The sequence below is a fragment of the Luteibacter aegosomatissinici genome (genome assembly GCF_023078495.1).
Lineage (GTDB): Bacteria > Pseudomonadota > Gammaproteobacteria > Xanthomonadales > Rhodanobacteraceae > Luteibacter > Luteibacter aegosomatissinici.
The window spans coordinates 1889022-1914236 of record NZ_CP095742.1; the positions used below are offsets into that span (position 1 = coordinate 1889022).

Genomic DNA, 25215 nt, shown 5'->3' on the forward strand with positions numbered 1-25215 from the left:
CCCATGTTTTCCCGCGATCGCCGCCGGTTCCTGCAAGGCGCTGCCGCCACGGCTGCCGCGTCGCTCGTAGCGCAGGGTTTCCCCGCGAGCATCGCCCGTGCGCTGGCCACCGCGCCGGACCGGCGCAGCGGCAGCATCGACGACGTGGGGCATGTGGTGATCCTGATGCAGGAAAACCGCTCGTTCGATCACTATTTCGGCACCTTGCGTGGCGTGCGCGGCTTCCATGATCCGCGTGTGCTGGAGTTGGGCAATGGCGATCCGGTGTGGAAACAACCCACGACCGCCACCCACACGAAGTTCTGGAAACCTCGAGGCATCGGCGCGGATACGGGCTGGGTCTATCCCTTCCACCTCGATACGCGTGCCAGTGGCGATCACCACGAAGGTACCGACCACGGCTGGAGCACCGGCCACGGTTCGTGGAACCTCGCACGTAACGACAGGTGGATCGAGCAGAAGCAGGATGTGCTCACCATGGCCTATCTGCGCCGTGACGACGCCGCATTCCACTACGCGCTGGCCGATGCCTTCACCGTCTGCGATGCGTACCACGCCTCCGCGCTGGCAGATACCGCCATCAACCGCATTTACCTGTGGAGCGGCACGTCGGATCCCTCCGGGCGGCTCGGTGTCAAACCCAATGGCCCCGGCACGGAGGAGCGTGCGAACACGAATGGTTACACGTGGACCACGTACCCCGAGCGCCTGGAGAAGGCGGGCATCACCTGGCGGGTATACCAGGGCGGTACCGGCGAGCCCGGGTCGCCCACCGACAACTACACCGACAACTCGCTGGAGTTCTTCGCCGCCTACCAGGTGCAGGAAGGCGCTGATCCGAAAAGCCCGCTGGTGCGCAATGGCGTCTCCACGCACACGTTGCGTGATCTACGCAACGATGTGATCCATGACCGCCTGCCGCAGGTCACGTGGATCGTTGCACCCTATAAATACAGCGAGCATCCCACGTCTTCACCGGCCGATGGCGCGTACTACATCCGTGCCGTGCTCGATGCGTTGACCGCGAATGCCAAGGTGTGGAGCCGCACCGTGTTGTTCCTGAATTACGACGAGAACGACGGCTTCTTCGATCACGTGGTGCCGCCTGCGCCACCGCTGGTGAACGGGGAGGGCGGCGTGGTCTCCGCTGCGCTGGCTGAAAGCCTTGTCGACGAAGTGATGGATCTCGATGCCCACCCGAGAATCTCCAGCCCGATCGTTCCCGGTAGCGATCCCAAGGGCTTGCAGGTTGTCGGCCTTGGCAATCGCGTGCCGATGATCGTGGTATCGCCGTGGACGCGGGGTGGCTGGGTGTGCAGCGAAACGTTCGATCACACCTCCGTGCTCCGCTTCCTTGAAACGCGCTTTGGCGTGGCGGAGCCGAACATCAGTGGCTGGCGCCGCGCGGTATGCGGTGATCTCACCAGCTGCTTTGATTTCGCGGGCGCGCACGATGACAAGGTGCCGACGATCGCGGTGCCTGCGGGCTCCGACGGCAAGAAGCCGATCACCGTGCCTGCCGAACAGGTCATGCCGTCGCAGGAGCCGGGCCAGCGCCCGGCGCGCCCGCTCGGTTACGCGTGGTCGGTCGAGCACCGCCTGGACGGCGATCAAAGCCGAATCATCTTCCAGAACACCGGCAGGCTGGGCGCTGCGTTTCTTGTCTACGATGGTCTTGACCGCGACGCACCGCCACGACGTTACACGGCCGCCGCCGGCGATCGCATTGAAGACAACTGGGCGCTTGCCGCGAAAGGCGACGCCTACGATCGGCGCATCCATGGGCCGAATGGCTACTACGCCGCCCTTCGCGGCTTTGCCGATGATGGCCTCGAAGTGGTAGTGCGCGGGGTGGCTGGCGAACGTCGCATCGATGTGGCGGTGACGAACGTGGGTAAGGCGCGTGCGGCATGCCGGGTGGCGGATGCCTATGTGGCCGACGATCCGCGTCACCTGAGCATCGAAGCGGGTGCGACGGTCACGGTTTCCATGGACCTGGCGGCGAGCTCAGGCTGGTACGACATCGCCGTAACCACGCCGGAGGTGCCGCGCTACCTGCGTCGCTTCGCCGGCCACCACGAAGACGGCAACCCCGCTGCAAGCGATCCCGGCCCCCGGAAGGTCTAAACTCCGCGCTTTGGTTAGGGTGCTGCCTTCGCCTTCGCCTCACCCCGCAGCGCACCCGCCCGCCCGGGCGCCTGCGCCAACGCATCCTGGAACGCCGCAAGCGCCGGCCCAGGCTTGTTCTGCTCCAGCATCAGTTCACCGAGCTGCTCGCGTGCCGGGACGATCGGCCCCGGTGTGACCGGACGCTTCTCGAGCGCGTCTTCCTTCTCGGCGGCATCGCTCAAGAGTGCAACGGCCCCGGCGCCCTTGCCGCGCGCCTGGGCGGTCCATGCGGCGACTTCGGTCGCCAGGATGCCGGTCTGGTCCGCCCAATACATGTCCCCCGACGTTCTTAGCCTGGCTTCCATGGCGCGCAGCCGGGCCGCCTGTACATCGGCCTGGTCGGGGTGGCCGGAGCGGGCCAGGCCCAGGCCCTTCGCCCACACGGAAATGGCGGCGACGGCGTCGGGTGCTCCGGAGGGCGGCGAAATCGCCGCCGCTTCATCCCAGTGCGCTTCTTCCACCGCCACGCGAACCGGCATTGCAGCCGCCGCATAAGCGATAGCGAAGTTGGTCATGTCCAGTCGGGGCAGGGCCTTCAATTCGGCGAGCACCTGCCGTGCCTGCGCGTCGCGCCCGGTCTGCACATAGGCGTAGACGAGATAATCCATCGCATGCAGCTCGCCCATCAGGTCACCCTGCGCGCGGGCGGCCTTTTCGGAGGCGAGATTGGAACGGATGGAATCATCCCAAAGCCCCATGCGCGTGAAGATGTGCGAGGGCATATGCAGGGCGTGCGATGCAGAAGGCGCGATGTCCGCATACTTCCTCGCTGCATCGAGGCCATGTTGTGCAAGCTCGGCGCTGTCACATGCATGGATCATGTAGTGCGCGATGCCTGGGTGATCAGGGTACTTCCTGAACAGTGGCTCGAGGATGGTCACCGCCTGCTTTTGCCGCGCGTGGGTCTTGTCGCTCATGGAGGCGTTCGATAGCAACGCGACGGCGTAAAAGACCTGTGCTTCCACGTCTTCGGGATGATCCTTGGCGAGCTTCGCCATGGCCTCTTCGTAGGCCATGGTGCGTTGTTCGGGCTTGAGCTTCGGGTCCGCGGCGTAGAGAAGTGCCAGTGCATGGATATATTGCCGCTCACGCTCCGCGGCGGGCTGCAGGCGCACAGCTTCCTGCATTTCCTTCTGCGCAGCGGCGAATGTCTCCGGGGGCAGCGCCGGCTGCCATACCGGGTGAAAGTCCGTCATGGCGATTCCCCAGTGGGCCATCGCGCACTTTGGATCCTTGGCGGCCACATCCCTGAAGGCCTTTTGCGCGGGGCCATAAGCGAACGAGTGAAGCAGCGCGACGGCACGATTGAACGGCTGCTGCACGGAGGCCATGCAGGAAATGGGAAACGACACCGTGCCCAGTTTCTCAGGCACGCCGTGGTCGTGATCGTGCATTTCCTGGGCGTGGCTCATGCCGGCAGAGGCGAGCAGGAAAAGCAGGGCGCGCCAGCGGGAAATCATGGCGAAGTCCTTGGCTTGAAAGGGCCGCAAACACTCTACGCGCCCGGGGAGAGCCCGCGTATCGGCAATCTGGCTAGGCCTTTCCCTAATGAACCGATGCCACGGGGCGAAGCCGGAAGGGGTTGCGGCCGGAAGCCGAGCGGGCGACAGACGGCTATACTCCCCAGTCAGCCCCAAGAAAGCCCCCGCCCGTGACCAGCGAACTCAGCTCCATCATCGATTTCATCCGCTACGGCGCCAGCCGCTTCTCCGCCGCCGGCCTCACGTTTGGCCATAGCCATGACAATCCGATCGACGAGGCCACCCACCTGGTCCTGGCCGCCCTGCACCTGCCGCCCGACCTGCCGCCCGCTTACGGCGCCGGCAAGCTGGTGGCCCAGGAGCGCGAAACCATCCTCGCGCTCATCGAAAAGCGCATCACCGAGCGCGTCCCCGTCGCCTACCTGGTCGGCGAGACCTGGTTCGCCGGCCTCAAGTTCAAGAGCGACCGCCGTGCCCTCGTCCCGCGTTCGCCCATCGCCGAGCTCATCGAAAGCCGGTTCACCCCCTGGCTCGATGACCGCCATGTGGAACGCGCCCTCGACCTGTGCACCGGCTCCGGCTGCATCGGCATTGCCATGGCCGAATACAACCCGGAATGGCAGGTCGATATCGTCGATATCAGCGACGACGCCCTCAGCCTGGCCAACGAAAACATCGTCTACCAGCACGTCGAAGGCCGCGTTCGCGCGGTCAAGTCCGACCTGTTCTCGGGTGTGAAGGACGAGGTGTACGACATCATCGTGTCGAACCCGCCCTACGTTACCAACGACGAATACGCCGCCATGCCGGCCGAATACAGCCATGAACCGGTCCTCGGCCTGACATCCGGCGATGATGGACTGGACATCACGCTGCGCATCCTCGACGAAGCCGCCAGCCACCTCAGCGAGGATGGCCTGTTGATCGTCGAGGTGGGCGATAGCGAACATGCCCTGGTCAACCTGTTGCCGCGCGTCCCGTTCGTGTGGATCGAGTTCAAGGTAGGCCAGATGGGTATCTTCGCCCTCGAACGCCGCGACCTGGTCGCGCACGCCGCGGAAATCCGCGCCGCACGCGCCGCGCGGAACTAACCACCCAACGGAAGTACCGTGTCCTCCAATACGTTCGGCAAGCTCCTTTCCGTTACCACCTTCGGCGAAAGCCACGGCCCGGCGATCGGGTGCGTGGTCGACGGTTGTCCCCCCGGCCTGCCGCTGGAGGCCAGTGAATTCCGGGTTGACCTGGAGCGGCGCGCCACGGGCCGCTCACGGCACACCTCGCAGCGCCGCGAGGCGGATGACGTCGAGATCCTCTCGGGCGTCTACGAGGGAGTCACTACCGGCACCCCCATCGCGCTGCTCATCCGCAACACCGATGCGCGCTCAAAGGATTACGGCAACATCCTCGATACGTTCCGCCCGGGCCATGCGGACTACACCTACTGGCAGAAGTACGGTGTGCGCGACCCGCGTGGCGGCGGGCGCTCTTCGGCCCGCGAAACCACGATGCGCGTGGCTGCGGGTGTCATCGCCAAGAAATGGCTCGCCCAGCGCTATGGCGTAACGGTGCAGGGCCACGTCAGCCAGATCGGCGAGGTGGTTCCGCGCGGCTTCGAGGCGGAGACCATCGAATCCAGCCCGTTCTTCTGGCCGTTCGCCGAGCAGATTCCCGAGCTCGAGGCCTACATGGATGCCTTGCGCAAGTCGGGCGATTCCGTGGGTGCCAAGGTCACCGTGGTGGCCGAAGGCGTGCCGGCGGGGTGGGGCGAGCCCATCTACGGCAAGCTCGATGGCGAACTCGCGGCGGCCATGATGTCGATCAATGCCGTGAAAGGCGTGGAGATCGGCGATGGCTTCGATGCCGTGCGCCAGCGCGGCACCCAGCACCGTGACGAGATCACCGCGCAGGGTTTCCTTTCCAACCACGCGGGCGGGATCCTGGGTGGCATCGCCACCGGCCAGCCGGTCGTGGTGTCCATGGCCTTCAAGCCCACCTCCAGCATCCTCGTGCCCGGCCGCAGCGTCGATCGCGAAGGCAACGCTACCGAAGTGGTCACCAAGGGCCGGCATGATCCCTGTGTCGGCATCCGCGCCGTCCCCATCGCCGAGGCCATGCTGGCCCTGGTGCTGATGGACCAGGCCCTGCGCCATCGCGCCCAATGCGGTGACGTGGCGCCGATGCCGCCGCGGATCCCGGGTACGTTGCAGGAGTAAGTGATGAGCAAGCCGAAGGCCTGGGTCTCCCGGCCATTCTTCCCCGATATCGTCGATCGCCTGCGTGAGCACTTCGACGTGGTGGCCGAGACCGAGGAACGTGCGTTCTCGCCGGAGGAGCTGGCGGCACGGCTGGCCGATGCCGACGCCGCGATCGTCGGGCTGGCCGACCGCATCGACGCGAATGTGCTCAAGCACGCCCCGAGGCTGCGTTTCGTCGCCAACCTGGGCGTGGGCTACAACAACCTCGACCTGGATGCGCTGACCGAAGCTGGCATCGGCGCGTCAAATACCCCGGATGTCCTCAACGAGACCGTGGCCGACTATGCCTGGGCGCTCATGCTCGCCGCGGCCCGCCGCGTGGGCGAAGCCGAGCGCTGGCTCAGGGCAGGGCAGTGGAAGGGTTCGCGCTTCGAGGGCTGGCTGGGTGCCGATGTGCACGGCATGACGATTGGCATCCTGGGCATGGGCCGCATCGGCCAGGCCATTGCCCGGCGGGCGCAGGGTTTCCGCTCGCGGGTGATTTATCACAACCGCTCGCGCCTCGACGTCGCTATAGAGAAGGAGTGTGGCGCCACGTATGTGGACAAGGCCGCCCTGCTGGCCCAGTCCGATCACCTGATGCTGGTGCTGCCGTTCACCCCGGCCAACCGGCACATCATCGGCGCCGCCGAACTGAAAGCCATGAAGCCCACGGCCACCCTCATCAATATCGCCCGTGGCGGCATCGTCGATGACGAGGCCCTCGCCCGCGCACTGGCCGACGGCGAGATCGCCGCGGCGGCCCTCGATGTGTTCGAGGGCGAGCCCAGGGTCCATCCGGACCTGCTCCAACTCGACAATGTGGTGCTAAGTCCGCACATCGCTAGCGCAAGTCGCGACACACGTCGCGGCATGGCGTCGCTGGCTGTGGACAATGTGCTGGCGGCGTTTGGGCATGGTCCCTGCGCCGGCCGGCCACCCACGATCCTCAATCCGGGTGTGCTGGCCGACGCCAGCTGACCCTCTACCCCCCGCCAACAAGAGCGAAGATGAGCAAGAAGACGAGTTACAAGGTAGCCATGGTCGGTGCGACCGGTGCGGTCGGCGAGACCCTCCTGTCGATCCTGGCCGAACGGGAGTTCCCGGTCAGCGAACTGATTCCCCTGGCGAGCGAGCGCTCGGCGGGCGGTACGGTCGATTTTGCTGGAAAACCTTGTGTCGTCAAAGATCTGGCCAAATTCGACTTTGAAGGCGTGGATATCGCCTTCTTCTCGGCCGGCGGCTCGGTCAGCCGCGAGCACGCGCCGCGCGCAGCGGCAGCAGGTGCCGTCGTCATCGATAACACCTCGGAATTCCGTTACCAGGACGATATTCCCCTGGTCGTTTCCGAGGTGAACCCGCACGCCATCGCCGATTACACGGTGCGCGGCATCATCGCCAACCCGAACTGCTCGACCATGGGCATGCTGGTGGCGCTGGCGCCGATCTACCGTGAGGTGGGCATCGAGCGCATCAACGTTGCCACGTACCAGTCGGTCTCTGGCGCCGGTCGTAGCGGCCTCGAGGAGCTCGGCAAGCAGACCGCGCAGATGCTGAACTTCCAGGATGTCGAAACCGAGAAGTTCCCCAAGCAGATTGCCTTCAATGTCATCCCGCACATCGACGACTTCCAGGCCAACGGCTACACCAAGGAAGAAATGAAGATGGTCTGGGAGACCCGGAAGATCCTTGAGGATCCTTCGATCCAGGTGAACCCCACCGCCGTGCGCGTGCCCGTGTTCTATGGCCACTCCGAGGCCGTGCATATCGAAACCCGCGACAAGATCACCGCCGAGCGCGCCCGCGAACTACTGGAGCAGGCCGAAGGCGTGGTCGTGGTCGATGAGCGCAAGGCGGGTGGTTACCCGACCCCGGTCAGCGACGCCGCGGGCAAGGATCCGGTGTACGTCGGACGCATCCGGGAAGATATCTCGCATGAGAACGGCCTGGATCTGTGGGTCGTATCCGACAACATCCGCAAGGGTGCGGCGCTCAACGCCGTCCAGATCGCGGAAATCCTGATCCGGGATTATCTGTAATGAACCTGGGCCGCGCCGCCGTCGCTTGCTTCCTGTTCCTGGCACAGCCGCACGTCGCGGCTGCCATGGGCCAGGCGGCCGCGAAGGCGACGCCGCCCGGGCAGGCCGAGGCCACCCGCGCGCAAGTCGATGCCGCGCGCGGGCAGGCCAAGGCCGAAGACCAAAAGAACAAGGACCTCAAGAAGCGCGTGGATGCGCTGGAAACGAATTCGCAAGCCTCCAGGAAAGCCCTGGAGGAACGCGATCAGAAGATCGCGGAGCTCGAACGGCAGCTGGAAGCCGCGCGGCACCCGTAAGGGTAAACATGTAAGGGGGGCGTGTACGGGCCTCGCGAACGAGTCAAACTTGTCGCGTAAATGCCCGTAGCCGCTATTGTTAGTTGTTGCTGGGGTGCACTACAGTGGCGCCTTCGCGGCCGACCGCCCGTAGAGGCGCGCCGCCAGCGTGGAATTGTTCGGGGGATGCGAGTGATGAACCGTACTTTGAAGCTGTCGATCATGCTGGCGCTTGCCATGGGGGGCAGCCAGGCCCTGGCCCAGAGCCTCGGCGCCGTCCAGGTCCATTCGACCATGGACCAGCCGCTTTCCGCGGATATCCCGCTGACCGGTGTCACCGGGAACCCTGGCGATATCAAGGTGGCCCTGGCCTCCGATGAGGCGTTCTCCCGCGCCGGCCTGAACAAGTCGGGCATGCCGGTGCAGCTCAGTTTCACGGTCGGCAAGAACGCCGCCGGCCAGCCGGTGATCCACGTCACCAGCGGCGCCCCGGTCCGCGACACCTACCTCGATTTCCTGGTGGAAGTCAGCAGCGGCAAGAGCGGCTCCGCCATTCGCGAAGTCACCATGCTGCTCGATCCGCCGGGTACGCCGGCCACGCCGGCAGCCAACTCGGCCCCGGCATCGCGTCCGTCGCGCACCGAGGCGGTGCCGGCCCGCGTGCCGGCCAGGGCCGCCTCGCCCCGCGCGACCAGCAGCGAGCCGCGTACCACGGCCGCGCCCTCCGCGCAGGCCGCCAACGGCAGCATCGGCCCGGTGCAGCGTGGCCAGACCTTGTCTACCATCGCCCGCGACAATGCCAACGGTGCCGACCTCAACCAGGTGCTGGTCGCGCTTCACAAGGCCAATCCGGACGCCTTCTACCGCGACAACATCAATGCCCTGAAGACGGGCGCCGTGTTGCGCATGCCGTCGCAGGACGATATCCAGGCGCAGAGCGCCGCCGCCGCCCTGGCCGAGGTTCGCCGCCAGAACGAAGCCTGGCGCTCGGGCGCGGCGCGGGCGCCGGCCTCGGTCGCCGATGGTGCCGCTACGGAAAGCGCGGCACCGGCCAAGTCTGGCGCCGCGAAGAACGATCGCCTTGCCCTGGTTCCGGCGAAGGAGGGCGGGGAAGCCGCATCCACGCGCGCTGGTGTCAAGGGCGGCACGGGCGATGCCCAGGTGGCCGGGCTCAAGCAGGACCTGAGCACGTCGCAGGAGGCCGTGGCCTCGCTCAAGCAGCAGGGCGCCGAACTCAAGTCGCGCATTGGCGACCTGGAGGCGATCAATACCAAGAACGAGCGCCTGCTGAGCCTCAAGGATTCGGAAATCGCCGAGCTGCAGCACAAGCTCGCCGAAGCCCGCAAGAACGCCGGCCAGCCGGCCGCCGCGGCCAGCGTACCGGCACCTGCTGCGCCCGCGGCAGCGCCGGCCACCGCCCCGGCAACGGCCCAGCCTGTGGCGGCCGCTACCCCTGCGCCGGCCACGTCGGCACCGGCAGCGAACGCCCCGGATACGGCGGCTAATGTGCCTGCCCATGCCGCCACGGTTGCCACCGCACCTGTTCCGGCGGCTGCCGCAGCCCAGCCAGCGACGCCGCCTGCCGAGAAGCCGCTGCCGAAGAAGGTGGTGCCCGCGCCGGCACCGGTCGAAGAAGATCCGTGGTTCATGCAGCCGTGGGCCTGGGGCGGCTGCGCCGTCGTCATCCTGTTGCTGCTGGTCGCTGCCGTGTTCGGCCGCCGCAAGAAGCCCGCCGCGTCCGTTGCCCCGAGCTCATTGGCCGATCGCTTCGGTCGTGAGCCGACCTTCGGTAACTTCGACGCCGGGCACGACGAGGCGATCGACACCGACCAGCGCGAGATCATCGATGCGCTCGCCGAGCACCCGGACGATATCGGCCTGCACCTCGAGTTGGTGAGCCTTTACTACGGCCGTCGCGACGTCGATCATTTCGAAGCCGCCGCCGAAGCGATGTATGCGCACGTGGCCGATCCCGAGCAGCCGGAATGGCGCGAGGTGGTGATGATGGGTGAGGAGCTCGCCCCGTCGCACCCGCTGTTCGGCGGCCAGCCGGTCGATGCGATCGACGATCCTTACGAGGGCGATACCTACGTCCCGGCGCACGATGGGCACGAGAACGCGGAGGCCCTCGAAGCCTTCGACCTGGGCAGCTACGTGACCAGTGCGGATGAAGACGCGCACCCGGCACCGCCGGCGCCGCAGAAACACAGCGAATACCACTTCAACTTCGACCTGACCCCCGCGCAGCGCACGGAGGCAGATCGTCGCCCGCACGCGCCTGACGTGTTCGACGTGGATGCCCCTGAATCGCCGTACACCGAGGCGAATGATGTGCCGGCCTTCGGTGATATCCTCGCCGGCGAAAAGGCCCCGGCGGAGGAGCGCTCCACGTGGTCGTTCGATGAGGAAGTGCCGGCTGCACCGGTTGCCCCTTCCGAGCCGCCGCGCTTCGACGAGCCCACCTTCCCGGACGAAGAGCCGGTGGATACGGCGGGCCCGGAAAGCTTCAGTGACGACCCGGTGGACACCAAGCTCGACCTCGCCCGTGCCTACCTGGACATGGGTGATAACGAAGGCGCCCGCCTGATGCTCGATGAAGTGATCAGCGAAGGCACCCAGATGCAGAAGGACACGGCCCGTCGCATCCTGGACGGGATTGCCTGATCGTGCCGATGGGGTCCCGGCGGTGGTAACCTTTCCGGTTTCCACCGCCCCATAACCCCATGCGTATCGCCCTAGGCGTCGAATACGACGGCACCGACTTCTTTGGCTGGCAGAAGCTGAGCCATGCGAGGACCGTGCAGGGTGTGCTGGAGGAAGCCCTTTCCTTCGTCGCCCACCAACCCATCGAAGTGACTGCGGCCGGCCGTACCGATGCGGGCGTGCACGGCCGTACCCAGGTCGTGCATTTCGATACCGAGGTGGAGCGCGATATGCGTGGCTGGGTGCTCGGTGCCTGTTCCAACCTGCCACGGACGGTCGCCGTGACCTGGGCCCAGCCGGTCGCCGACGATTTCCACGCCCGTTTCTCGGCGCGCGCCCGCCGTTACCGTTATCGGTTGCTGCCACGCTACGTGCGCCCGGCGCTCGATGCACGATTCGTGGCGTGGGAAAAGAAGCCGCTGGATGCCTCACGCATGCACGAAGCGGCCCAGGCCATCATCGGCGAACACGATTTCTCAGCTTTCCGTGCGATCTCCTGCCAGGCGGCACACGCCCGCCGCAACGTGATGAACATCCGGGTCTACCAGGATGACATCCACATCGTGGTCGAGATCGAGGCGAACGCCTTCCTGCACCACATGGTGCGCAACATCGTCGGTTCGCTCATCCCCATTGGCCGCGGCGAACAGCCCATCGAATGGATGGCCGAATTGCTGGAAGGCCGCAACCGCGACGTGGCCGGAGCCACCGCGCCCGCCGAGGGCCTTACGTTCCTCGGCCCCCGCTATGAGGCCCATTGGGGGCTGCCACAGGAAGTGACCATATGACACGGATCAAGTACTGCGGATTTACCCGCGTTGACGATGTACAGGCGGCTGCGCAACTCGGCGTCGATGCCGTCGGTTTCGTCATGACGCGCAAGAGCAAGCGTTTCGTCGACCTTGCGCAGGCCACCGCGCTGCGCGATGCCGTGCCGCCGTTCGTCACCACCGTTGTCCTTGTGATGGACGACGAGCCGGCATGGGTCGATGAGATCATGCGGCGCGTGCGCCCCGATATGCTGCAGTTCCACGGCGCGGAAACCGACGAGGCCTGCGCGGCCCACGGCGTCCGCTACCTCAAGGCCATCGCCATGGGCGAGGGTGCAGCCGCGTTGCCGCGCCTGCACGCGTACCCGCGTGCGGCCGGCCTGCTGCTCGATGGCCACGGCCTGGGCGAGACCGGCGGCAGCGGCCAGCGCTTCGACTGGTCGGCCATGCCGCAGGATCTGGCGCAACCGCTGGTGCTCGCCGGTGGCCTTACCGCCGATAACGTCGCCGAGGCGATTCGCGTGGCCCGCCCCTGGGGCGTGGACCTGTCCAGCGGTATCGAGACGTCGCCGGGCCTGAAGGATCGGGCTAAGATGGAACGCTTCCTCGCCGCCGTGCGCGCCGTCCCCAGCGCGTGAGCCCCTTTTAGCAACACACGGTATAGCAATGACCCAGATCCCGGATTTTCACGCCTACCCCGATGCGCACGGGCGCTTCGGCGATTACGGCGGCATTTACGTGGCCGAAACGCTCATGGAGCCCCTGGCTGAACTCACAGCCGCGTACGAGCGCCTGCGCCAGGATCCCACATTCATTGCCGAGCTCGACCGCGACCTGAAGTACTACGTGGGCCGCCCCAGCCCGGTGTATTTCGCCGAGCGCCTCACGAAGCATGTGGGTGGCGCGCGCATCATCCTGAAGCGCGAAGACCTGAACCACACCGGCGCGCACAAGATCAACAACACCGTGGGCCAGGCGCTGGTCGCCCGGCACATGGGCAAGACCCGCATCATCGCCGAGACCGGTGCGGGGCAGCACGGCGTGGCCAGCGCCACGGTGGCCGCCCGCATGGGCCAGAAGTGCGTGGTGTACATGGGCGCCGTCGATATCGAGCGGCAGAAGATCAACGTCTACCGCATGCGCCTGCTCGGCGCCGAAGTGGTGCCGGTCACCTCCGGCTCCCAGACGCTGAAGGATGCCCTGAACGAAGCGATGCGCGACTGGGTCACCAACGTCGCCGATACCTTCTACATCATTGGCACCGTTGCCGGCCCGCATCCGTATCCGCAGATGGTGCGCGATTTCAACGCCATCGTTGGCCGCGAAGCCCGCGCGCAGACCCTCGAACAGTTCGGTCGCCTGCCGGACGTCATCACGGCGTGCGTGGGCGGTGGCTCCAATGCGATCGGCTTGTTCCACGCCTTCCTGAATGATCGTGATGTGCGCATCGTGGGTGCCGAAGCTGCAGGCGATGGCATTGAGACCGGGCGCCATGCCGCCTCGCTCGCCGCGGGCAAACCGGGCGTGTTGCACGGCAATCGCACCTACGTGCTTTCCGATGCGAATGGCCAGATCATCGAGACGCACTCGGTGTCGGCCGGCCTCGATTACCCGGGCGTTGGCCCGGAGCATGCCTTCCTGAAGGATGCCGGCCGCGCGGATTACGTGGGCGTCACCGATGATGAAGCACTCGAAGCCTTCCATCTGCTGGCCCGCACCGAGGGCATCCTCGCTGCGCTGGAATCGAGCCACGCGATCGCGCAGGCGATCAAGCTGGCCCGGGAACTGCCGAAGGACGGCCTGGTGCTGGCCAACCTCTCCGGGCGTGGTGATAAAGACGTCCACACGATCGCCGCGCGCGAAGGGATCGAGATCTGATGAGTCGCCTCGAACGCTGCTTCGCGGCCCTCAAACAAAGCGGGCGCACAGGCCTCGTCACCTTCATCACGGCAGGGGATCCCTCGCCCGACCACGTGGTGTCGCTGCTCCATGGCCTCGTGGCCGCGGGCGCCGACGTCATTGAGCTGGGCGTGCCGTTCTCCGATCCCATGGCGGACGGCCCGGTCATCCAGCACGCTTCGGAGCGGGCGATCGAGAAGGGCGTGGGCCTGCACAATGTCCTCGCCTGGGTCGCAGCCTTCCGTGAGACAGACGATGAGACGCCGATCGTCCTTATGGGGTATCTCAATCCCGTCGAAATGTACGGTTACGGGTCGTTCGCCGAAGATGCGGTCGAAGCCGGGGTCGATGGCGTCCTGATGGTGGATTGCCCGTTGGAGGAATCCGCGGTGCTGAAGCCCCTGCGTGACGCTGGCCTCGACCAGATCCTGCTCGCCTCGCCGACCACGGCCGAGGGCCGGCTGGCCAACCTTTGCGAGGCTGCTTCAGGCTTCCTGTATTATGTGTCCTTCGCTGGCATCACCGGCGCCGCGCAGCTCAGCACCGGCCAGATCGCCGAGCGCGTGGCTGGCATCCGTGCTCGTTCGAAGGCACCGGTGGCGGTGGGCTTCGGTGTTCGCGATGCCGCCTCGGCCAGGGCGATCGGGGAATTTGCCGACGCCGTGGTCATTGGTAGCGCCCTCGTCGATCGCCTCGCCGGGGCGGATTCGGCCGACGATGCCGTGTCGCGAGCGAAGGCTTTCCTGGCCCCGATCCGCACGGCGCTCGACGCCCGCTGATCCGGGGCGGCGCAGTTGTAGGAGCGCGCTTGCGCGCGATTCGGTATCGCGCCAACGCGCGATACCAAAGGCTCATTTGTAGGAGCGCGCTTGCGCGCGATCCCACACGCACCATCGGAGACACACCATGAACTGGCTACAGAAAATCATGACCCCGAAAACCCGCGTTCCGGCAGCGGGCGCTGGCAAGGGCAAGGTCCCCGAGGGCGTTTGGGAGAAATGCGCAGGCTGCGGCACGGTGCTTTACAAGCCCGAGCTTGAGAAGTCGCTGATGGTGTGCCCCAAGTGTGGTCATCACCATGCCATTGGCGCGCGTGCGCGCCTTCTGTCGTTCTTCGATGAAGGCAGCACGACCGAACTGTGGTCGAAGCTCGAGCCGGTCGATGCGCTCAAGTTCAAGGACCAGAAGAAGTACAAGGATCGCATTACGTCCGCGCAGAAGAGCACGGGTGAAAAGGATGCGCTGATCGCGATGTCGGGCAAGCTGCTCGGTCGTCCGCTGGTCTCGGTGGCCTTCGAGTTTTCCTTCATGGGCGGCTCGATGGGCTCGGTCGTCGGTGAGAAGTTTGCCCGCGCCGCCGAGAAAGCCCTGGCGGAGAAGAGCGCGCTGGTTTGCTTCTCGGCTACAGGTGGCGCACGCATGCAGGAGGGCCTGTTCTCGCTGATGCAGATGGCGAAGACCTCGGCGGCCATCGCGCGCATGCATGATGCGGGCGTGCCTTATATCTCGGTGCTGACGCACCCCACGACCGGTGGCGTGTCGGCGTCGCTGGGCATGCTGGGTGACCTGAACGTTGCCGAGCCGAAGGCGCTTATCGGTTTCGCCGGCCCGCGTGTCATCGAGCAGACGGTGCGCGAAACGCTGCCTGAAGGCTTCCAGCGTTCTGAGTTCCTCGTGGACCACGGTGCGGTGGACGTGATCGTCGACCGCCGTGAAATGCGTGAGAAGCTGGGCGCCATGCTGGGCATACTTGAAAAGATGCCGCGCGTCGACGCGGCCTGATGGAAAAGACCCCGCTCCGGCGGGGTTTTTTTTGTCTGTTCCTCTGCGTCGAGGTACGGAGCGTCAGGCCTGCGTGACGGGTACTCCTGAGTGCCATCTCAACCCATGTGAGCTCGGGTCCGTCTTGCGGCATCGCTTCACGCTCCTCGAGATAAAGGCTGACGCATTTCATATCCAGCTGTATTGCCTGGCAAATTTGCGCGCCGCATGCAGGCTTCGCGGTTCGCTGAGCTATGTCGGATAGACAGCCCGCGTCAGCTCCCCGCACATTGCGTAACGGCAACCAATGGCAAGGGGGAAGCATGGCTATTTTATTCGTGACGGGCTTCGATGAGTGTTCGAAGGCCGTAGATCATCCCAAGGACGTCTCACATGGAGGGCGCGACATGCGCAAGAGCCGCATGTTCAATCAGGCTGAGGCCCGCCCACCGAAGAATACCTCCATCGGTGGCGCCGCGTTGGCGCAGGGCGACGCCGTTCCGTCGCCTCTTCTGCTTCAGATGAATGAGGCCATTGTTCGCATCGAGACCGAGCTTGCACACCTCACGAAGGTGGCAGAAGCCACCAGGAAGGATGTGGACGATCTGAAAACCTGGAAGACCCTCGTGCTAGGTGGCGCGACGGTCATCGGCCTTCTGTTCGCGCTTTACAAGGCGCTGGCGGGCACGATTCACGTAGGTTTTGGGGTGTCGTAATGTGCGGCAGCCGCCGGCGATCCTCAGCGAGTGGCAGCCATTGCCGCGACAGGCATCTGCTCGATACTGGTCGTGACCATGGCCCCCATGGTCAGCACGCAGGCAATAACGGCAACCGCGAACAGCGTTTTCAACAGGATGAATTCGGCTTTCATGGCGAGTCTCCGTGGCGACTTGCAACCTGGGCGTTTGGGCCCTTCGCGTAACACGAAGCATGGCGCGTGCCAATGGCGTTCCTGCTAAGAAATGCCTTGAATCACGCCATGTCTGCGAGTCTCACACTGCCGAGAACAGTGTCCGCGGACGATGGTGTGTCCGCGTTTGGACGTCCGATCTTCAAAAGATAACGCGCTCAAGCCATAGCGATAGCGTGCCGAGGCCGCCGCCAATCGCGGTAGCCGCCAGTACATCGCTTGGGTAGTGCAGGCCAAGAATCACGCGCGACGCGCCAATCAGCGCGGCGAACCCGATCAGGAACGGCGCCAGCACGGGATAGTGCGCGACGGCCACCACCGTGAACGAAACCGCCTGCAGCGTATGTCCCGAAGGAAAGCTGAACTCATCCAGCGGTGGCACGTGTGCGATCACACCAGGACAGGAGCGGAAGGGGCGCGGCCGCTTGGTCCAGCGCTTCAATACGCGGTACATCATGAGGGCGGTAAGGCCGGTCAGGGCCATCTGTACCGCGACAGCCAGACCGTGCATGCCGCCCACGATAGCGAGCACCGTCATGAGGGCATACCAGAAGACGCCATCGCCCAGGCGGCTGACGATACCGAAGAAAACGCCAATGGCGCGGCGTGCACCCCAGCGGTTGGCGGCGACGCACATGCGTCGATCGAGGTTCGCTCTACGCGGCGACGGCGGTGCTGCGTTCATGGAGGTTCTCCTCGGCGAGCGACTGCATGATGGATTCGAATTCAGACACGACCGATTCCGGTGATAGCCCTGCCACGGATGCACGCGCAGCGCGCCCCATCGCCGCGCACGCGGTGGCATCCGCGCCGAGCGTGGCAGCGCGTTCTACGAGGCCGCCTTCATTGCCAGGCGCGACGCGGATACCGTTCTGGCCATTGCGGATGTACTCGCGTGCCGCCGCCTCGGCGTAGGCAACCACGGGGATGCCGGAGGCCATGGCTTCCAGCACGACGTTGCCAAAGGTTTCAGTGAGGCTGGGGAACACGAACACATCGGCGCTGGCGTAATACGCGGCCAGCTCATCGCCACGGCGGGTGCCGGCAAAGATCACCTCGGGGTGCGCGGCTTCGAGCGCAGCGCGACCCGGGCCATCGCCGACGATGACACAGCGCGCATCCGGCGCGCGTCGGCGCAGGGCTTCCCACGCTTCGATGACGACATGCAGGTTCTTTTCCGGCGCCACGCGACCGACACAGATCATCACCGGCGTGTCCGGGCCGGCGCCCCACGCGGCGCGAAGTGCTTCGCTGCGCCTTTCGGGGTGAAAGCGGACGGTATCCACGGCGCGGCGGAGCACCCGCACATCGTGAACCCCCAGATCATTCAGTTCGTCGGCCAACTGGCCGGTCGGGACCAGGGTGGCCTGGGCGCGGCGATGGAATCGGGCCAGGTAGCTACGCACCACGGGCGTCAACGCGCCAAAGCCGTAGTGACCAACGTAGAAATCAAACCGTGTGTGGAAGCCGGTCGCGACAGGGATGCCCAGGCGGCGGGCGGCGCTTACGGCGCTCCAGCCCAGGGGGCCTTCCGTGGCCACATAAATGGCATCCGGCCGGTCAGAGCGCCAGCGGCGCTCGATGCGAATGCGGGCGGGCAGGCCAAAGCGCAGGCCGGCATAGCGGGGCAGGGAGGCACCTTCGACCTCGAACACATCCATGCCTGCATCCGCCATGGCGGGTGTGGCGGGATGGATGGGACGGACGAGGTCGACAGCGTGACCGCGGCGGAGAAGCCCGCGGGCTAGGGACTGGACGGTCATGGCTACGCCGTTCACGTCCGGTGCGTAGGTCTCGGTGACGATGCCAACTCGCATGGCGGTGCCCTCTGGCCTGGCTTGGTTCATGCTCTCGCGCGGCCGTGTCGCGGCGGTTATCGCGGCATGACCGGCATATGACAGGAATCCGCGAAATCGGCCCCAGCGGTGGGATTTGGTGCCCGGATCACCCGCAAGGCACAGCAGGTTGTGCCCGAACCGGATAAAATCGCCGGTCTGACCGCAAAAGCCATGACCCTACGATGACCGTCCGCACCCGTTTCGCCCCCAGTCCCACCGGCTACCTGCATATCGGCGGCGCGCGCACTGCGCTGTACTGCTGGCTCGAAGCGCGCCGTCGTGGCGGTGAATTCATCCTGCGCATCGAGGATACGGACCGCGAGCGCTCGACCCAGGAGGCCGTGCAGGCCATTCTGGATGGCATGAGCTGGCTCGGCCTGTCGCACGACGAGGGCCCGTACTACCAGACCCTGCGCATGGACCGTTACCGCGAAGTGGCCGAACAGCTGCTGCGCGAGGGCAAGGCGTACTACGCCTACGAGACCAAGGAAGAGATCGAGGCCATGCGCAATGCAGCGATGGCCGCAGGCGAGAAGCCGCGATACAACGGCTATTACCGTGATCGTAACGAGCCGCTCCGTGACGACCCGAACCGTGTCATCCGCTTCAAGAACCCGACGTCGGGTTCGGTCGTATTCGATGACAAGGTGAAGGGCCGCATCGAGTGGGCGAACACCGAGCTCGATGACCTGGTGATCTTCCGCTCGGACGGCTTCCCTACCTACAATTTCGCGGTGGTGGTCGACGATATCGACATGGGCATCACCGAGGTCATCCGCGGCGACGACCACGTGAACAACACCCCGCGCCAGATCAACATCTACAAGGCGCTGGGCGCCCCGGTGCCGGAGTTCGCGCACCTGCCGATGATCCTGGGCCCGGATGGCCAGAAGCTTTCCAAGCGCCACGGCGCGGTCAGCGTCATGCAGTACCGCGAGGATGGCTTCCTGCCGCATGCGCTGCTGAACTATCTCGTCCGCCTTGGCTGGTCCCACGGCGACCAGGAGATCTTCTCGGTAGGACAGATGATCGAGCTGTTCGATGTGGCCGATGTGAACAAAGCCGCGTCGCGCTTTGACGTTACCAAGCTGTCCTGGCTGAACCAGCATTACCTCAAGACGGATGATCCGGCGGCGCTTGGCCCCGAACTCGCCTACCACCTGCAACGCATCGGTATCGATCCGGCTACCGGCCCGAACCCCGCCGATGTGGTCGTGGCGCTGCGCGACCGGGTGCAGACCTTCGTGGAAATGGCCCAGCGCGCGACCCTCTGGTACGGCCCGATCACCGAGTGGGATCCCAAGGCCGTGGAAAAGCACCTCCGCACCGAGACGGCCCCGGCTGTGTTGGCCAAAGCGAAGGAAGAGCTGGCGGTCCTGCCGGAGTGGACGCCGGAAGCCGTGCATGGCGCCGTGGAGCGTACCGCGGCGGCGTTGGAACTGGGCATGGGCAAGGTTGCCGCGCCGCTGCGCGTGGCCATGACCGGTACCCAGGTCTCGCCGTCCATCGAACACACGATCTACCTGTGCGGCCGCGACGTGGCCCTGGCCCGTATCGACGAAGCGGTGGCCAAGGCCGCATGACCGCGCCCGTAGGAGCGCCCTCGCGCGCGATGGGTGCTCGCAGCACCCCTGATCGCGCGCAAGCGCGCTCCTACAGGTGTCGTGGCCATGGATGAGCTGCTGGCCAAGGCCATGGCGGGGGTCGATCCCCAGGCGCCAGGCGCGTTCCTCACCATCTTCATGAACCTGATGCGCCTGGTGCCGTGGGGCCAACTCGTCCTGTGGCAGGTGGTTTTCATCGTGGTAGGGGCCTTGCTGGGCTGGTGGCGCGGCCGTGTCACCGCCACCGTGGTGGCCTCGCTGGTGCTGGGGCCGTTTGGCTGGGCCGTGCCGTTCCTGCCGCGCCCGCCGGCCGCGCCTGCGGGCCCCGCCAGAGCATCTCTGGGCTCCGGTGTCCCCCCGGTGCCGCGACACCACGGCGCGCTGCCGCCACCCCTCCCGGGCTCGAAAAAGCCTTGAAAGGTCCTCATGTTAGAATGACCCCATGAGCACCCATGCCAGCCACCACCACGCCCATGACCACCACGATGACGCCCGCGGCTTCGTCGAGGCGGTGGAGCTTGCCTCCAACGAGCGTGGCCTGCGCCTGACCCCGTTGCGCCGCGAGGTGCTGGAGCTGGTCGCCATTGCGGGCAAGCCGGTGAAGGCGTACGACCTGCTGGACCGCTTGCGCGAAAAGCACGGCAACGCTGCACCACCTACGGTCTATCGTGCGCTCGATTTCCTCCTCGAGAACGGCTTTATCCACAAGCTGGAATCGATCAACGCCTACGTGTCCTGCCACCATCCGGCTGAGTCGCACCAGGTGCCTTTCCTCATCTGTGACAAGTGCCAGTGCGCGCAGGAAGTGTGCGACGAACGCGTGGCCGAGTTGATCGAGGCGCAGGCAAAGGCGTTCGGCTTCCGCCCGCAGGCGCAAACCCTGGAAGTGCACGGCATCTGCAAGAACTGCCGCGAATCCTGATCGCCTTGTGTACGAACTAAAGAAAACGGGGCGCCGCTTTGCGGCGCCCCGTTTGTTTCCGGCCCCTGCCGGGGAGGGAGGAGTGGGACGTCAGGGACCGGGAACCTTGTAGGAGCGCGCTTGCGCGCGATCCCGGCACAGCGATCACGCAGCGTGGTCAGAAGTAGGCGCGCACCCCCACCGACACATTGCGGCCCGGCATCGGCGCCACATCCTTGAACAACGAGGTCGCGGGGCGTGCCGTCTGGTTGGTCAGGTTGTTGCCATCCACGAACGCCTCCCACTGACTGTGCTCGTCGTTGACGAAGGTCCAGCCAAAGTGCGCGTTCACCAGCGTGTAGCCCGCTGTATCGGTTTCGAACGCGGCCACCTTGTCCTGCTTCATGTAGCGAACAGCGCCCAGGCTGGCGCGCAGACCGTCGGCGTTCCAGCTCAACGTGGAACCGACGCGGCCCGCAGGGATGCGCGGTACGTTGCCACCGCCGTTATCCAGGGTGGCGCGCACGGTGTCGCCGAAAACGCGGAGATCCCAATGGCCCGATGGGCCCTGCGAAAGATGGAACGTGGCTTCCGCTTCCGCACCGCGGAAGGTGGCATCGTTCTGCGACCAGATGCGCACGGGCAGGTCATCCTCGATCTCGCCCGTGTCGGCCAGGTAAATGAAGTTCTTGTACTTGTTGTAATACACCGCGACCTTGCCCTCCACGACATCGCCGTGGAAGTGCAGGCCCAGCTCCGCCTGGTTGGATTTTTCCTTGCCCAAATCACTGCCGATCTCGAACGTGTTCGAGGCTTCGTGCGGGCCATTGGCGAACAGCTCTTCTTCTGACGGCGCGCGCTCGGCGTGGTCGAGATTCAACGAGACGTGCCACTGGTCGGTAAAGCGGTAGGCGAAGCCCGCTGAGAAACTGTTTGGTGCGTAATTGCGCTTGGCTCCGTCGACAGGCTGCACGCTCTGTTTATCGTGGCGTGCGCCAAGCTCGACCTTGAGCGGGCCGAAGTCACGCGTTTCCGTGAGGAATACGCCAACTCCCTTCGTGGTAGTCGCCGGCACGAACGTCTCTTCACCCACCGCCGCAAACTGGCGGTGTTGGGTCTGCACGCCGAACGCGCCATTCCACCCGTCGAGTTCGTCGTGGGTGACGATCAGGCGGCCCTGGTTACTCTGGGTGGTGAACGTCGTGCCGGGTTCATCACCTTCGTATTCCACGTGCTGGTAATCACCGTGGCCCAGGTTGAACTCGACCTTGCTGATGCCTTCGAACGGCTGCACCAGGCCGCCCTTCAGGGTGTAGTTGGTCTGCGCCATCTTGATGTGCACCGGGTCTTCGCCCTCGGCCGGGTCGCCCGGTTCAGCGGGGCTGCCGTACAGGTCCATGAATCGGGAGATAGACAGGCCAACGTAACCCCACGAGCCGAGCAGTGAGGCGCCGACCGCGCCCGAGGTGGTTTTCACGGCGCTATTGGCCAGTGTGCCGCCAGGAATGTCGTAATCCTTGTTGTCGCGGTGCATGCCATCGACATGGATGGCGAACTGGTCGTTGCCGGCATCGAAGCGGGCGAGGCCGGTCTTGCCGTCGGAGACGGAATCGGTACGTACCTCGGCGCGGCCTGCGAAGCCATTGTCAGGCGCTTTTTCAGGCACGCGGCCATCCACGACGTTCACGACGCCACCAATCGCGCCCGAACCGTAGAGCAGGGTGGCCGGGCCCTTCAGCACCTCGATCTGGTCGGCGAGGAAGGGCTCCAGGGTGACCGCGTGATCCTGGCTGACGTTGGAGACATCCTGCGAGGAAAGGCCGTTCTCGAGCACGGCGACGCGGGGGCCATCCAGGCCACGAATGACCGGGCGACCGACGGCGGTGCCCAGGGCCGAGGTCTGCACGCCGGGGATGGATGACACGGTCTCACCCAGCGATACGCCCTTGGCATCGTCCAGCGCCGACCCGGCCAGTACCGCAACCGGCGCGACGATCTGGTCAGCGTTGCGGCCACCAGGAACGGCGTTCACCACGATGCCTTCCAGCTTGTCGACGTGCTTCTTCGACTTGCCCTGCGGCTCCTTCGTGCCCACATCGGGTGCCGTGGCGTCCTGCGGTGCGTCCTCCGCCATGGCGGGGAGCGAGCTGCCGAACGTTGCGGCAAGGGTCAGGGCGAAAAGGGTTCTGCGCATCGGGTGGAGCTCCATCGGTTGGACTTTGCAATGTTATAAAGTATCATCACTTGCCTCGACCTGTGCAAATAGTCACGCTATGCACTCCATGACCGACCCCACGCTCGCCCCCGAAACCCGCCGCCGCTGGTGGCACGCCGCCGACCGGCTGGGGGCGACAGCATCGTTCCTGTGCGCGATCCACTGCGCACTGCTGCCGTTTGTCATCGCGGTGCTCCCGTTGCTTGGCCTGTCGTTCCTGGCCAACCACCGGTTCGAAGAGGTGTTTGTCTCCTTTGCCTGCGTGCTGGCCATGGCCGCGCTCGTGTCTGGCTACCGCCGGCATCGTCGCCGCCTGCCATTCGCATTCGCGGTGCCGGGCCTGCTGCTTTTGATCCTTGGCGTGACCTTCCTGCACAGTGGCTCGCTGCTGGTGCACAGCGTGCTCGTCACCACCGGCGGACTGTTGGTCGCGACCGCCCATTTCGTGAACCTCAAGGTCGATCGCAGCGGCCACGCCGGCCATATCCACGGGCCCACCTGCGCCCACCCGTGATTGTGTAACCGCGGCCACAGCACCTAGCCTTCGCCCCATGGCACACGATCACGCCCACGCGCACGGCCACTCCCACGGCCACGCGCACGATCATTCGCACGATCACTCCCACTTCGAGGGCAGCAGCGAGAAGAAGCTGCTGTTCGCGTTCGTCCTCACCTTGCTCATGCTCGTCGTGGAGGCGGCCGGTGGCCTGGTATCCGGTTCGCTGGCGCTGCTGGCCGATGCCGGCCACATGCTGGTCGATGCGCTTGCCCTCCTGCTGGCTTTCCTTGGCGCGCGTTTCGCTGCACGGCCTGCGGATGCCCAGCGCACCTATGGTTATGGCCGCATCGAGGTGCTCGCGGGGTTCGTCAATGCGCTGACCCAGTTCGCACTGGTCGCCTTCATCATTTACGAGGCAGTACAGCGCCTGTTCCACCCCGAACCGATCCTGTCCGGGATCATGTTCGTTGTCGCATTGGTCGGCCTGGTGGCCAACGTGGTGGTGCTGCGCACGCTGCACGGCCACGACCCGGATGACGTGAACATTGCCGGTGCGAGCCTGCATGTATTAGGCGACCTGCTTGGTTCGGTCGCAGCCGTCCTGGCGGCGCTGGCCGTGTATTTCATGAACTGGCTGTGGGCCGATCCGGTCCTGTCGATCCTGGTGTCGCTGCTTATCCTGCGCAGTGCCTGGTCGCTGGTGCGCCGCTCGGGGCACATCCTGCTGGAGGGCACGCCGGATGGTGTGCACCTGGAGGAGGTCACGCGGGTGCTGCACGAGTGCGATCCGGCCATCCTCGATATCCATCACGTACACGTATGGCAGATGACGGCCGGCTCGCGCATGGCCACGTTGCATGCCGAGCTGGCACCCGGCGCCGACCAGGCGCGCGTTCTCACGGCCATTAAGACGACCCTGAGCGAGCGCTGGCAGGTCGGCCACGCCACCGTCCAGTTCGACCCGGGCGAGTGCCCGGATGAGCTGGAGGGCTGCGGCCAGGATGGGGGCCGGCACGGCCACTGAACGGCCCTGTACGCCGGACCCTTGCGCTTTACACGGCCGCTGATACGATGGCCGACCGTTCCTCTTCATCACCCGAATTAAGGAGTTTCCCATGGGCAAGGGCGACCGCCGCACCCGTCGCGGCAAGATCTACCGTTCCAGCTACGGCATTGCCCGTCCGCACACCGATATCGTGACCGGTGCTGCCGTGGCAAAGCCGGCTGCAAAGCCGGCTGCGGCCAAGAAGGCTGCGGCTCCGCGCAAGAAGGCCTGATCCTTCTTCGTGTGACGCGAAAAACCCCGCCTCGGCGGGGTTTTTTGTTGGGCCAGGCGCCCGGCGATCACGCCGTTACGTAGGTAAGGCGGATGATTCCTTCGCACACCTGTTCAGTGGCCGCCAGCCGCAGCGTTGGCCGCGCGCCGGCAAAGTAGGGGCTGCCGCCCCCGAGCACTACCGGGTGCATATAGAGTCGGTACTCGTCGACAAGGCCAAGCGCCCCCAGGCTGTGCGCCAGGACGGGGCCGCCGACCTCGATCTCGCCAGCGAGTTCGGCCTTCAGCTGCCCGAGCGCCTTCGGCATGTCGTTACTGATCAGGGTGGCGTTCGGCCCTACGTGTTGCAACGAACGGGACACCACCCATTTGGGCTTGCTGCGCCAGGCCTGCGCGTATTCGCGCTCCGCCGGCCCCCACTCGGCGACCTCATCGTCCCAGTACCGCATGACCTCATACAGGCCGCGGCCATACACCATGCCCGTCAGCTGGCGCACATCGTCGATAAAGTGGCGAAAGAGGGCCGGGGGTGGCGCGAAGGCCTGGTGATCGACATAGCCATCCAGGGACTGGTTCATTGCGAAGACGAACTTAGCCATGGGGTCACTCCGTCAGAAGGAACGCGCGATAGCCCGGATCAC

The 25215-nt window shown here is 65.5% G+C and carries 25 protein-coding genes; 19 read left to right on the forward strand and 6 right to left on the reverse strand.

Going from position 1 to position 25215, the window contains the following annotated elements; translation table 11 throughout:
* The first annotated feature begins 3 nt into the window (after positions 1–3).
* The gene (locus tag L2Y97_RS08475; RefSeq protein WP_247435397.1) at positions 4–2127 is read left to right on the forward strand and encodes a phosphocholine-specific phospholipase C; all 2124 of its coding nucleotides are present in this window, start codon (positions 4–6) and stop codon (positions 2125–2127) included.
* Between the two features lie 14 nt (positions 2128–2141).
* Here L2Y97_RS08475 and L2Y97_RS08480 read toward each other — a convergent pair whose 3' ends face one another.
* Positions 2142–3629: a tetratricopeptide repeat protein gene (locus L2Y97_RS08480; protein ID WP_247435399.1), complete on the reverse strand. Its 1488-nt coding sequence runs from the start codon at positions 3627–3629 to the stop codon at positions 2142–2144.
* A 191-nt stretch (positions 3630–3820) separates the two neighbouring features.
* Here L2Y97_RS08480 and prmB point away from each other — a divergent pair, with 191 nt between their 5' ends.
* From prmB to L2Y97_RS08540, 12 genes are all read left to right on the forward strand, one after another.
* A complete protein-coding gene (gene prmB, locus L2Y97_RS08485; protein WP_247435402.1) occupies positions 3821–4741 on the forward strand; it encodes a 50S ribosomal protein L3 N(5)-glutamine methyltransferase in 921 nt (306 codons plus the stop codon).
* Positions 4742–4759: 18 nt separating this feature from the next.
* Complete coding sequence (aroC, locus tag L2Y97_RS08490) at positions 4760–5863, forward strand: chorismate synthase (RefSeq protein ID WP_247435405.1); 1104 nt, start codon at positions 4760–4762, stop codon at positions 5861–5863.
* Between the two features lie 3 nt (positions 5864–5866).
* Positions 5867–6865: a 2-hydroxyacid dehydrogenase gene (locus tag L2Y97_RS08495; RefSeq protein ID WP_247435408.1), complete on the forward strand. Its 999-nt coding sequence runs from the start codon at positions 5867–5869 to the stop codon at positions 6863–6865.
* 29 nt (positions 6866–6894) lie between these two features.
* The gene (locus L2Y97_RS08500) at positions 6895–7923 is read left to right on the forward strand and encodes an aspartate-semialdehyde dehydrogenase (protein WP_247435411.1); all 1029 of its coding nucleotides are present in this window, start codon (positions 6895–6897) and stop codon (positions 7921–7923) included.
* Positions 7923–8219, forward strand: coding sequence for a hypothetical protein (locus L2Y97_RS08505; RefSeq protein ID WP_247435414.1), 297 nt, complete (start codon positions 7923–7925; stop codon positions 8217–8219). Before L2Y97_RS08500 ends, L2Y97_RS08505 begins: the two co-directional genes overlap by 1 nt.
* A gap of 174 nt (positions 8220–8393) precedes the next feature.
* A complete protein-coding gene (locus L2Y97_RS08510) occupies positions 8394–10862 on the forward strand; it encodes a motility hub landmark protein FimV (protein ID WP_247435417.1) in 2469 nt (822 codons plus the stop codon).
* A 59-nt stretch (positions 10863–10921) separates the two neighbouring features.
* Positions 10922–11689, forward strand: a complete 768-nt coding sequence (truA, locus tag L2Y97_RS08515) for a tRNA pseudouridine(38-40) synthase TruA (protein ID WP_247435420.1) — start codon at positions 10922–10924, stop codon at positions 11687–11689.
* A complete protein-coding gene (locus tag L2Y97_RS08520) occupies positions 11686–12309 on the forward strand; it encodes a phosphoribosylanthranilate isomerase (RefSeq protein WP_247435423.1) in 624 nt (207 codons plus the stop codon). The genes truA and L2Y97_RS08520 overlap by 4 nt, the downstream gene beginning before the upstream one ends.
* Positions 12310–12337: 28 nt before the next feature.
* Complete coding sequence (trpB, locus tag L2Y97_RS08525; RefSeq protein ID WP_247435425.1) at positions 12338–13549, forward strand: tryptophan synthase subunit beta; 1212 nt, start codon at positions 12338–12340, stop codon at positions 13547–13549.
* On the forward strand, positions 13549–14349 hold the full coding sequence (trpA, locus tag L2Y97_RS08530; protein WP_247435428.1) for a tryptophan synthase subunit alpha: 801 nt from the start codon (positions 13549–13551) through the stop codon (positions 14347–14349). Before trpB ends, trpA begins: the two co-directional genes overlap by 1 nt.
* A 127-nt stretch (positions 14350–14476) precedes the next feature.
* The gene (gene accD / locus L2Y97_RS08535; protein ID WP_247435431.1) at positions 14477–15352 is read left to right on the forward strand and encodes an acetyl-CoA carboxylase, carboxyltransferase subunit beta; all 876 of its coding nucleotides are present in this window, start codon (positions 14477–14479) and stop codon (positions 15350–15352) included.
* Positions 15353–15654: 302 nt separating this feature from the next.
* On the forward strand, positions 15655–16047 hold the full coding sequence (locus L2Y97_RS08540; protein WP_247435434.1) for a hypothetical protein: 393 nt from the start codon (positions 15655–15657) through the stop codon (positions 16045–16047).
* A 23-nt stretch (positions 16048–16070) separates the two neighbouring features.
* On the opposite strand, the gene L2Y97_RS22350 is transcribed toward L2Y97_RS08540, so the two are convergent.
* The 3 genes from L2Y97_RS22350 to L2Y97_RS08550 form a co-directional block, all read right to left on the reverse strand.
* A complete protein-coding gene (locus L2Y97_RS22350) occupies positions 16071–16202 on the reverse strand; it encodes a hypothetical protein (RefSeq protein ID WP_256452084.1) in 132 nt (43 codons plus the stop codon).
* A gap of 181 nt (positions 16203–16383) precedes the next feature.
* Positions 16384–16926, reverse strand: a complete 543-nt coding sequence (locus L2Y97_RS08545; RefSeq protein ID WP_247435436.1) for a phosphatase PAP2 family protein — start codon at positions 16924–16926, stop codon at positions 16384–16386.
* A complete protein-coding gene (locus L2Y97_RS08550; protein WP_247435439.1) occupies positions 16898–18058 on the reverse strand; it encodes a glycosyltransferase family 4 protein in 1161 nt (386 codons plus the stop codon). Before L2Y97_RS08550 ends, L2Y97_RS08545 begins: the two co-directional genes overlap by 29 nt.
* 203 nt (positions 18059–18261) lie before the next feature.
* Between L2Y97_RS08550 and gltX the strand changes: the two genes are divergently transcribed.
* The 3 genes from gltX (at position 18262) to L2Y97_RS08565 (ending at position 20605) form a co-directional block, all read left to right on the forward strand.
* Positions 18262–19662, forward strand: coding sequence for a glutamate--tRNA ligase (gltX, locus tag L2Y97_RS08555; protein WP_247435441.1), 1401 nt, complete (start codon positions 18262–18264; stop codon positions 19660–19662).
* A gap of 87 nt (positions 19663–19749) precedes the next feature.
* Positions 19750–20100: a hypothetical protein gene (locus L2Y97_RS08560; protein WP_247435443.1), complete on the forward strand. Its 351-nt coding sequence runs from the start codon at positions 19750–19752 to the stop codon at positions 20098–20100.
* A 25-nt stretch (positions 20101–20125) separates the two neighbouring features.
* A complete protein-coding gene (locus L2Y97_RS08565) occupies positions 20126–20605 on the forward strand; it encodes a transcriptional repressor (protein WP_247435446.1) in 480 nt (159 codons plus the stop codon).
* 157 nt (positions 20606–20762) lie between these two features.
* On the opposite strand, the gene L2Y97_RS08570 is transcribed toward L2Y97_RS08565, so the two are convergent.
* Entirely contained in the window at positions 20763–22778 is a 2016-nt protein-coding gene (locus L2Y97_RS08570; RefSeq protein ID WP_247435449.1) for a TonB-dependent receptor, read from the reverse strand.
* An 88-nt stretch (positions 22779–22866) separates the two neighbouring features.
* On the opposite strand from L2Y97_RS08570, the gene L2Y97_RS08575 reads away from it, so the two are divergent.
* The 3 genes from L2Y97_RS08575 (at position 22867) to L2Y97_RS08585 (ending at position 24575) form a co-directional block, all read left to right on the forward strand.
* Positions 22867–23313 (forward strand): MerC domain-containing protein, encoded by a 447-nt coding sequence (locus L2Y97_RS08575; RefSeq protein WP_247435452.1) that lies wholly within the window; start codon positions 22867–22869, stop codon positions 23311–23313.
* A 37-nt stretch (positions 23314–23350) separates the two neighbouring features.
* On the forward strand, positions 23351–24322 hold the full coding sequence (locus L2Y97_RS08580; protein ID WP_247435455.1) for a cation diffusion facilitator family transporter: 972 nt from the start codon (positions 23351–23353) through the stop codon (positions 24320–24322).
* Between the two features lie 91 nt (positions 24323–24413).
* Entirely contained in the window at positions 24414–24575 is a 162-nt protein-coding gene (locus tag L2Y97_RS08585; RefSeq protein WP_247435458.1) for a 30S ribosomal protein THX, read from the forward strand.
* Between the two features lie 67 nt (positions 24576–24642).
* Here the strand turns inward: L2Y97_RS08585 and L2Y97_RS08590 are convergent, their stop codons facing one another.
* Positions 24643–25173: a dihydrofolate reductase family protein gene (locus tag L2Y97_RS08590; RefSeq protein ID WP_247435460.1), complete on the reverse strand. Its 531-nt coding sequence runs from the start codon at positions 25171–25173 to the stop codon at positions 24643–24645.
* Positions 25174–25215 lie beyond the last annotated feature (42 nt).